5 protein-coding genes and 2 tRNA genes are annotated in these 7,870 nt (G+C 75.3%); 2 read left to right on the top strand and 5 right to left on the bottom strand.

The genetic code is table 11. The features are described 5' to 3' along the window. Positions 1-1,270: SdrD B-like domain-containing protein (locus ACTUAL_RS09475; RefSeq protein WP_440899993.1), on the bottom strand; the 1,270-nt coding region annotated here is incomplete at its 3' end. 99 nt (positions 1,271-1,369) lie between these two features. Between ACTUAL_RS09475 and ACTUAL_RS09470 the strand changes: the two genes are divergently transcribed. Both ACTUAL_RS09470 and ACTUAL_RS09465 read left to right on the top strand, forming a co-directional pair. Further along, entirely contained in the window at positions 1,370-2,185 is an 816-nt protein-coding gene (locus ACTUAL_RS09470) for a serine hydrolase domain-containing protein (protein WP_096497537.1), read from the top strand. Between the two features lie 121 nt (positions 2,186-2,306). Next, the gene (locus tag ACTUAL_RS09465) at positions 2,307-4,499 is read left to right on the top strand and encodes a hypothetical protein (protein ID WP_440899992.1); all 2,193 of its coding nucleotides are present in this window, start codon (positions 2,307-2,309) and stop codon (positions 4,497-4,499) included. 74 nt (positions 4,500-4,573) lie between these two features. Here ACTUAL_RS09465 and ACTUAL_RS09460 read toward each other — a convergent pair whose 3' ends face one another. The 4 genes from ACTUAL_RS09460 to ACTUAL_RS09445 form a co-directional block, all read right to left on the bottom strand. Continuing rightward, a complete protein-coding gene (locus ACTUAL_RS09460) occupies positions 4,574-5,314 on the bottom strand; it encodes a hypothetical protein (RefSeq protein ID WP_440899991.1) in 741 nt (246 codons plus the stop codon). A 175-nt stretch (positions 5,315-5,489) separates the two neighbouring features. Further along, positions 5,490-5,562: transfer RNA gene (locus tag ACTUAL_RS09455), tRNA-Arg, on the bottom strand. Between the two features lie 40 nt (positions 5,563-5,602). Beyond that, positions 5,603-5,691, bottom strand: a tRNA-Ser gene (locus ACTUAL_RS09450). A 157-nt stretch (positions 5,692-5,848) separates the two neighbouring features. Continuing rightward, the gene (locus ACTUAL_RS09445; RefSeq protein WP_440899990.1) at positions 5,849-7,807 is read right to left on the bottom strand and encodes an acetoacetate--CoA ligase; all 1,959 of its coding nucleotides are present in this window, start codon (positions 7,805-7,807) and stop codon (positions 5,849-5,851) included. Positions 7,808-7,870 lie beyond the last annotated feature (63 nt).

Below are 7,870 nucleotides of genomic sequence, written 5' to 3'. Positions count from 1 at the left end.
CGGGCCCGGCGGTGATCGGCCCCGTGGTGACCGGCCCTGCGGCGGGCGCGGTCGTGGTGGGCGCGGTGGTCGCGGGGGACGTGCCGATCGGCCCGGCGGTCGTCGTGGGCGCCGTGGTCGTGGGCGGGGCGGTCGTGGTGGTCGCCGCGGGCTGAGGCGCGGGTGGCTGGAACGCGAAGTCGCCCGCCGCGGTGGCCTGCTCCCCCGGCGCGAGCGCGACGGCGCGGCTGGTCGGCCCGGTGTAGGTGGCGGGCGGGGTCGCCGACACCAGCCGGACCGTCCAGGTCATCGGCGGCAGCCGGTCGAAGGCGTAGCCGCCCGAGGCGTCCGCGGTCGTGGTGGCCAGCACCGAGCCCTGCGGGTCGCGCAGCTCCAGCGCCGCCCCCGCGACGCCCGCCTCGCCGGGGTCGCGCACGCCGTCCCGGTCGGCGTCCGCGTACACCGAGGACGTGATCGCGCCGGTGCCCAGGCACGCGGTGAAGCCCGCGACGCGCACGGTCATGGCGTCCGCCACCGAGTCCGCGGGCTGCGGGAGGACGGTGGCCCTCGGGTCGGCCAGCTCGGCGGCCTCGTCGTCCGGGCCGTTGGAGAGGTCCAGGCGCAGCGCGGTGACCGGCTCGGCGGTGCCGCGCACCAGGGTCGCGCCCGGATCGCCGGGCGGGAGGGCCCCGTCGACGCCGAGCGCGTACGGGCCGCCCAGCCCGGTGCCCGTGCCGCTGGTGGCGACGGCGGTCCCCGCGCGGACGGCGGTCACCACGACCTCGTCCTGGTGCGAGTGCCACGGGTCCTGGGCCGGGACGGTCCCCAGCCCGACGTAGTCGATGCCCCCGACGGTGAAGTCCGGGACGACGACCGGGCGGGTGAAGCGGACGGTGTACGAGACGGTGTCGCCCACCGCCAGGCTGTTCATGCCCGCCGTCAGGTAGCCGGGGCCGTAGCTCGACAGGGTGCCGGTCCTCGGGATGGCCGCCCAGCCCGGCAGGTCGGCGGGGCGGGCGGCGGCGAAGTCGGCCAGCGGGTTGCTGTCGTCGGCGTTGCGGGAGGCCGGGTCGGACAGCACCACGGCCACGTCCAGGTCGGTGCCGCCGACGTCCTCGACCTGGGCGTCCACCACGTTCGCGGGCCACTCCAGGCCGGGTTCGTCCCAGGTGACCGGCACGCCCTCGGTGCCCGCCGGGCAGTCGGACGGGGCTGCGGAGGCGGTCAGCGCGGGGGTGGACGCGGCCAGCGCCACGACGACCACCACCAGCGGGAACGACTTGCGGGACAACGCCGACCTCCAGTGCCGCACGGCTGCCCGCCCATGGTGGGCCGGACGCCGGGCGACCGCAGTGCGGCGGGACCGGGACCCCCTGGCAGAGTGGTGGCCGTGGAGAGCTTGCGCGCGGTGTCGCAGTGGCCGGTGGACAGCGCGGCGGTGGCCGCGGTCTCCTCGGACGGCCGGGTCCTGGGGTCGCACGGGGACCTGGGGCGGCGCTACCCGCTGGCCTCGGTGACCAAGCTGCTCACCTCGTACGCGGTGCTGGTCGCGGTCGAGGAGGGCGCCGTCGAGTGGGACGACCCGGCGGGCCCCGAGGGGTCCACGGTGCGGCACCTGATCGCGCACACCTCCGGGCTGGCGTTCGACTCCGACAAGGTCCAGGCCGCCCCCGGCGAGCGCCGGATCTACTCCAACCGGGGCTTCGAGGTGCTCGCGGACGCCGTGGAGCGGTCGAGCGGCATCGCGTTCGGGGACTACCTGGCGGAGGCGGTGCTCGGCCCGCTCGGCATGGGGTCGACGGCGCTGGAGGGCTCCCCCGCCGCGGGCGGGGTGTCGACCGTGGCGGACCTGGTGGCGTTCGCGGCGGAGGTGCAGTCGCCGAAGCTGGTGTCGGCCGGGCTGGTCGCCGAGGCGAGGACCGTGGCGTTCCCCGGCCTGAAGGGGGTGCTGCCCGGTTACGGGCTCCAGCGCGAGAACGACTGGGGGCTGGGCTTCGAGATCCGGTCGGCCAAGTCGCCGCACTGGACCGGCACGACCAGCTCCCCCGGCACGCACGGGCACTTCGGGCAGAGCGGCACGTTCCTGTGGATAGACCCGGCCCTGTCGGCGGCGTGCGTGGCGCTGACCGACCGGCCGTTCGGCGAGTGGGCCGTGGCCGCGTGGACCCCGTTCACGGACTCGGTCGTGGCGGAACTGGCCCGTTAGGGCCGTTCGGGTGAAGTTGTCGGGCACGAAAGCGTGTGAGCGGGGTAACCGGCCGGTCAACTCGTGTTGGCCCGGCGCTCGGTTGTGACAGCCTGACCCCGCCGGGGAGGTGGGGTTCGGGGTGAGTGCGCGGACTGGGGAACTGCTGGGCGTCGACCTGGAGGACTGCTTCGTCTTCCAGAACGGTCGGCTCTACCCGTGCGAGGTGTGGAGCCGGGCGCGGATCGGCGTCGCGAGCCGGGCGCACGACGCCGCCTCCGGCAAGCCGGTCGAGTGGACGCGCAGGTTCCGGGGCGAGGTCGAGCCGCTGTTCCGGCTGGGCGTGGTGCGGCTGACCGGCGCGGGACCGGAGCCGGTGCCGGACGCCGACCTGCACGCGGGCCTGCTCGCCGGGGACGCGGACGAGCGGCTGGTGCTGGTGCGCCGCCCCGACGTGCCCTACCCGGACGTGCCCGAGGTGGCGGACACCCCGGTGCTGCCGCAGGCGCTCGCCGAGGCCGAGGCCGCCGTGCTCGCGGGCGCCCCCGAGGGGTGGCGGGAGCTGGTGCTGGGCTGCCGGTTCTTCCGGGCGCAGGCCGAGTTCCGGGGCGAGGTCGTGCTCGCGGACGGGAGCACGCGGTCGTGGACGCCGCCCGCGCTGGTGGCCCAGTGGCTGCACCGGCTGCGGATGACCGACCACCGCACGGCGTGGGACTGGCGGTTCACCCCCGGCGCCGAGGTGGTCAGGGAGGGGCGGTCCGAGCCGCCCGCGCCCGAGCGGCCGGGCAACAACCGGTGCGAGCTGATCGGCCCGGTCGGCGTGTTCGACGGGCACGCGCCGCGCTGGTACCGGCCCCCGGTGGGCGAGGCCGAGCTGGAGGCGGTGCTCGGGTACCTGCGGGGCGCGCCGGTGGTGCTGGAGGCGGGCGGGTTCGTCGAGGACCTGGTCGCCGAGCAGACCGGCGGGTCGCGGGAGACCGAGGTGCCGCTGACGCACCACACGGACGGCGTGCTGACCTGGACGAGCGCGGTGCCGTACTTCCTGGAGCGGCACGGGGTGCCGCCGCACCCGGCGCTGGTGCGGCGGATGCGCGAGCGCGACTACGCGGTGGGCGGGGTGTCCGAGTTCGGGCTGCGCCGGGGCGAGGTGTTCGCGGGCGACGACCTGGCGCCGGGGTTCCGGGAGGGGCGGACGGCGTGGGCGAGCCTGCAGAAGGCGCTGGCGCCGGTGCGGGGGTTCCTGGAGGGGCACGGGCTGGCGCTGGAGGACACCGAGTCGACCGGGTGGGTGGTCGAGGTGGCGCCGTACGACGGGTACCTGGTGAAGCCGCACGGGTCGGCGACGGGCGAGGAGTTCGACAGCGCGGAGCACGCGGCGATGTACCTGCTGGGGAGGTTGTGCGCGGAGCTGGGGGCGCCTGCCGCCCCGGCTCCGGTGGCTGCGGCTCCGGTGGCTGCGGCCCCGCCGCCCGCAGCCCCGCTGCTGCCCGCGCAGCACTCCCAGCCGCTCCCGGTGCAGCACCCGCACTCCCAGCCGCTGCCGGTGCAGCAGGCCCAGCCCGCGCAGCAGTCGCTCCCGCTGCCCGTGCCGCCGCCCGGCGTGCGGACCCCGCCGCCGTGGCAGGCGCAGCCCCCGGCGCCCCAGGAGGGCCAGTGGCGGCCCGGCCCGCACACGGTCACCACCAGCAACGGCCCGACGCACCCGAAGCACCCTGGGATGCCGCCGGTCACACCGGAGCTGCTGGCCGCGCAGCGCGCCAACCGGCAGCCGTACGTGCGGTGCGTCGACCCGGCGGTGAACCACCCGCGCTTCGCGGGGGCCGTGCCGGACTGGGCGGTGTACGGCGCGTACCTGGCGAACCCGGCGACCGGCGAGCTGACCGGTGAGGCGGTGCTGAACAGCGAGTACCGCCCGAGCCCCCGGCACCTGGGCTTCCCGGAGCCGAGGACGGAGCTGGAGGCGGTGCTGGGCCTGGTCACGGCGGGGTGGCTGCCCGGCGCGGCGGCCGGTGACGCGGCGCTGCGCGCGAAGCTGTTCGTGGTGATGCGCGGCCCGGACGAGCTGCCGGTGATGGTGAGCACGGCGGGCGCGCGGCTGATGGAGGTCTACACGTCCAGGGAGCGGTTCCTGGAGGGCGTGCGGCGCACGGCGGACGGCAGGCCGCAGGACCACGTCGGGGTGTTCGAGGAGGAGCAGCTGGTGGAGGTCGACGCGCACGCCCTGCTGCCGTCGATCCACAACGTGGTGCTGGTGGTGAACCCGCGCACGGGCCTGACCACGCGGGTGGCGGGCAGCGCCCTGGTGGCGGCGGCGAACCGGCCGGTGTTCCGCTGAGCCGCGGGGCCCGCTGCGGCGCAACGGGCCCCCGCCTGCCGGTCTCCGGCACCCGCAGCCCCATCCCCGCAGCCTCACCCCCGGAGCCGCACGACCGCCGTCCAGGACTGGGCCTCGCCCATCCGCCAGGTGGCGACCGCCTCGTGCGGCGGGGCGTCCCACGGTTCGCGCGCGCCGAGGTAGTGCGCCCCGTGCGCGCGGGCCGAGTCCTCGGTGCGGCACAGGTGCTTGAGGTGGTCGCGCACACCCGCGTGGCCGACCGCGTCGAGCGCCCGGTCCCACTCGGCGGCGACGCCGTGCGCGGGCGAGAGCCCGACCAGGCCGTCCGGCCCCCGGTGCAGTCCGGTGGCCGTGCGCAGGGCGTCGAGCAGGGTGCCGTCGACGCGCGCCCGGAGCAGCACCTGCGGGTAGGCGTCGGCGAGCTCCCCGGCGTCCATCCCGCGCTCGACGAGCAGCCCCCCGAGCTCCCGCCCGGAGACCCACCGCCCGTCCAGCTCGGGCACCCCGACCTCACCGCCCCCGCCGTCCTCCCCGGCCCGGAACAGCGTGCCGCCGAGGTCGACCGCCCAGTGCGGCGCGACGAGGTCCCACCCGGCCAGCAGCTCGCCGAGCACGGGCAGCTCCGCGAACGGCGCCCCGACCACGACCCCCTCGGCGAACGGCCGCGCCGGGAACCCCTCGTCGAACAGCTCGGCGGACATGTCGGGGCAGCAGTGGAACACCGCGTGCTCCCCGGCCACGTCACCGACCGGCTTTCCCAGCAACGCCGAGAACCCGTCCTCGAGCGCCTTCTCCCACTCCGGACCCACGACCACCCCTGGAAGCGCGAACTGCGGAACGAGGGGCATTGTGCGCTGGTGCACCGACAGCGGAACCGCGCGCGACCCGGTCACGTGATCCGCGGCACAGCGGTTCACGGGTTTCGGGAAATCAGGCGAGAACGAATCAGGGCCCGGTTCCATTTCTGGAACCGGGCCCTGATTCAGGATGTGCGCCCGAAGGGATTCGAACCCCTAACCTTCTGATCCGTAGTCAGATGCTCTATCCGTTGAGCTACGGGCGCGTGTTTTTCTTCAGTTATCACCCTATCACACCGGGTGTTGCGGAGGCTCCGGGATTTGAACCCGGGATGGGGGTGAACCCAAACCGCATTAGCAGTGCGGCGCCATAGACCAGACTAGGCGAAGCCTCCCGAGCAGCCCCTCGGCTACGACGCATAGATTACACACATCCCCATCTAACTAGCAAAACGCCCCCCTCCCCACGCGATCTTCGCTGGTCAGGGCCGCCGCGAGCGGCACGGGGGCGGCGACTTCCGCAGGTCGTCGGACGCCCCCGTGACGTTCATCTCAGCGAGAGATCCAGTTCAGGAACGGGAGCAGGGCGTCCGGGTTGCGCAGGGCGTCCCGGCTGACCGCCCGCTCGGGGTCCGCGCCCGCCAAGATGCGCTTCACCGGCACCTCGCACTTCTTGCCGTTCAACGTCCTCGGCACCTCCGCGACCTCGACGAACCGGTCGGGGACGTGCCTCGGGGAGAGCTGGGTGCGCAGTCGCGCGCGCAGCTCCGGTTCCACCTCGGCCAGCGGCGCGCCCGCGTCGAGCACGACGAAGCAGAGCAGCTCGCCGTCCGGGTTGGCCGCGTCCGAGGTGTCCACGACGAGCGAGTCGGCCACCCCGTCGACCGCCTCCACCACCCGGTAGAACTCGCTCGTGCCCATCCGCACCCCGCCCCGGTTGAGCGTGGAGTCGCTGCGCCCGTAGATGACCGCGGTGCCCCTCGGGGTGATCCGGATCCAGTCTCCGTGCCGCCACACCCCCGGATAGGTCTCGAAGTACGCCTCGCGCAGCCGCGCGCCGTCCTCGTCACCCCAGAAGAACACCGGCATCGACGGCATGGGCCTGGTGACCACCAGCTCGCCCACCTCGTCCAGCACGGGCCGCCCCCGCTCGTCGTACGCGGCGACGGCGGCGCCGAGTGCCCGGCAGGACAGCTCGCCCACCCACACCGGCAGGTCCGGGGCGGCGGCGACGAAGGCGGTGCACATGTCGGTGCCGCCGGAGACCGAGGCGGTCTGCACGTCGCCCACCGCGTCGGCGACCCAGCGGAAGCCCTCGGGGGTGAGCGGGGCCCCGGTGGAGCCGACCACGCGCAGCGCCGACAGGTCGTGGTCGTCGCGGGGGCGCAGGCCCGCCTTCAGGCACGCCTGGAGGTACGGGGCCGAGGTGCCGAAGTAGGTGACCCGCTCCTGCTCGACCACCCGCCACAGCGCGGACAGGTCGGGGTGGCCGGGGCTGCCGTCGTAGAGCACGGCGGTGGCGCCGACGAGCAGGCCGGAGACCAGGTAGTTCCACATCATCCAGCCGGTGGTGGTGAACCAGGTGAACCGGTCCCCCGGCCCCAGGTCGGAGTGCAGGGCGAGCATCTTCAGGTGTTCGAGGAGGATGCCGCCGTGGCCGTGGACGATGCCCTTGGGCAGTCCGGTGGTGCCGGACGAGTAGAGCACCCACAGCGGGTGGTCGAACGGGACCGGGTCGTAGGCCGGTTCGGCGCCCGCGTGCTCGGCCAGCAGGGCGTCCCAGTCGAGGGTTCCCGGCTCGTCGCCCCCTCCGACCAGGACGGTGGCGACCAGGGACGGCACGGCGGCCCGCACCCGCGCCACGACCGGCCGCACGTCGTAGTCGCGCCCGCCGTACCGGTAGCCGGGCACGGCCACCAGCACCTTCGGCGTCACCTGGGCGAACCGGTCGACCACGGCGGGCGCGCCGAAGTCCGGCGAGCACGAGGACCAGGTGGCGCCCAGCGACGCGGCGGCGAGGAAGGCGATCAGCGCCTCCGGGGTGTTGGGGACCAGGCCGACGACGCGGTCGCCCGCGACCACCCCGAGCGCTCGCAGCGCGGCTCGGGCGGCGGCGACCCGCGCGCGCAGCTCGGCGTAGGTCAGCTCGGCGCGGTGGCCGTCCTCGCGGCGCAGCACGACCGCGACGCCCTCGTGGCGCAGGGCGTGCTCGGCGTAGTTGAGGGTGGCTCCGGGGAACCAGACCGCGCCGGGCGTGGCGTCGACGGCGAGCACGCGCTCGGGGGGCGAGTGGAACCGGGTGGAGGTGAACTCGGCCAGCGCGCCCCAGAAGCCCTCCAGGTCGCTCGTGGACCACTCCCACAGGCTCGGGTAGTCCGGGAGGTCCAGGCCGCGCTGCGCGCGCAGCCAGTCGCGGAAGGCGGCCATGCGGCTCGCCGCGACCCGATCGGGGTCGGGGGTCCACAGGGGCTCCGGCGAACCGGCGGCGGTGCCGGTCTGCGTGTCGGTCATGCACCGTTCCTAGCCGATGGGGGCGGCCCGGACCATGCCCCGAGCGGCCGTCGCGGCGGAACG

The sequence above is a fragment of the Actinosynnema sp. genome (assembly GCF_052038725.1).
Note: the sequence above shows the minus strand (reverse complement) of the source record. Positions and strands in the feature narration are given on the sequence as shown.

Excerpts from the sequence above, each read along its gene's own strand:
- ACTUAL_RS09445 (WP_440899990.1), bottom strand. The coding sequence starts at position 7,807 with ATGACCGACACGCAGACCGGCACCGCCGCCGGTTCGCCGGAGCCCCTG.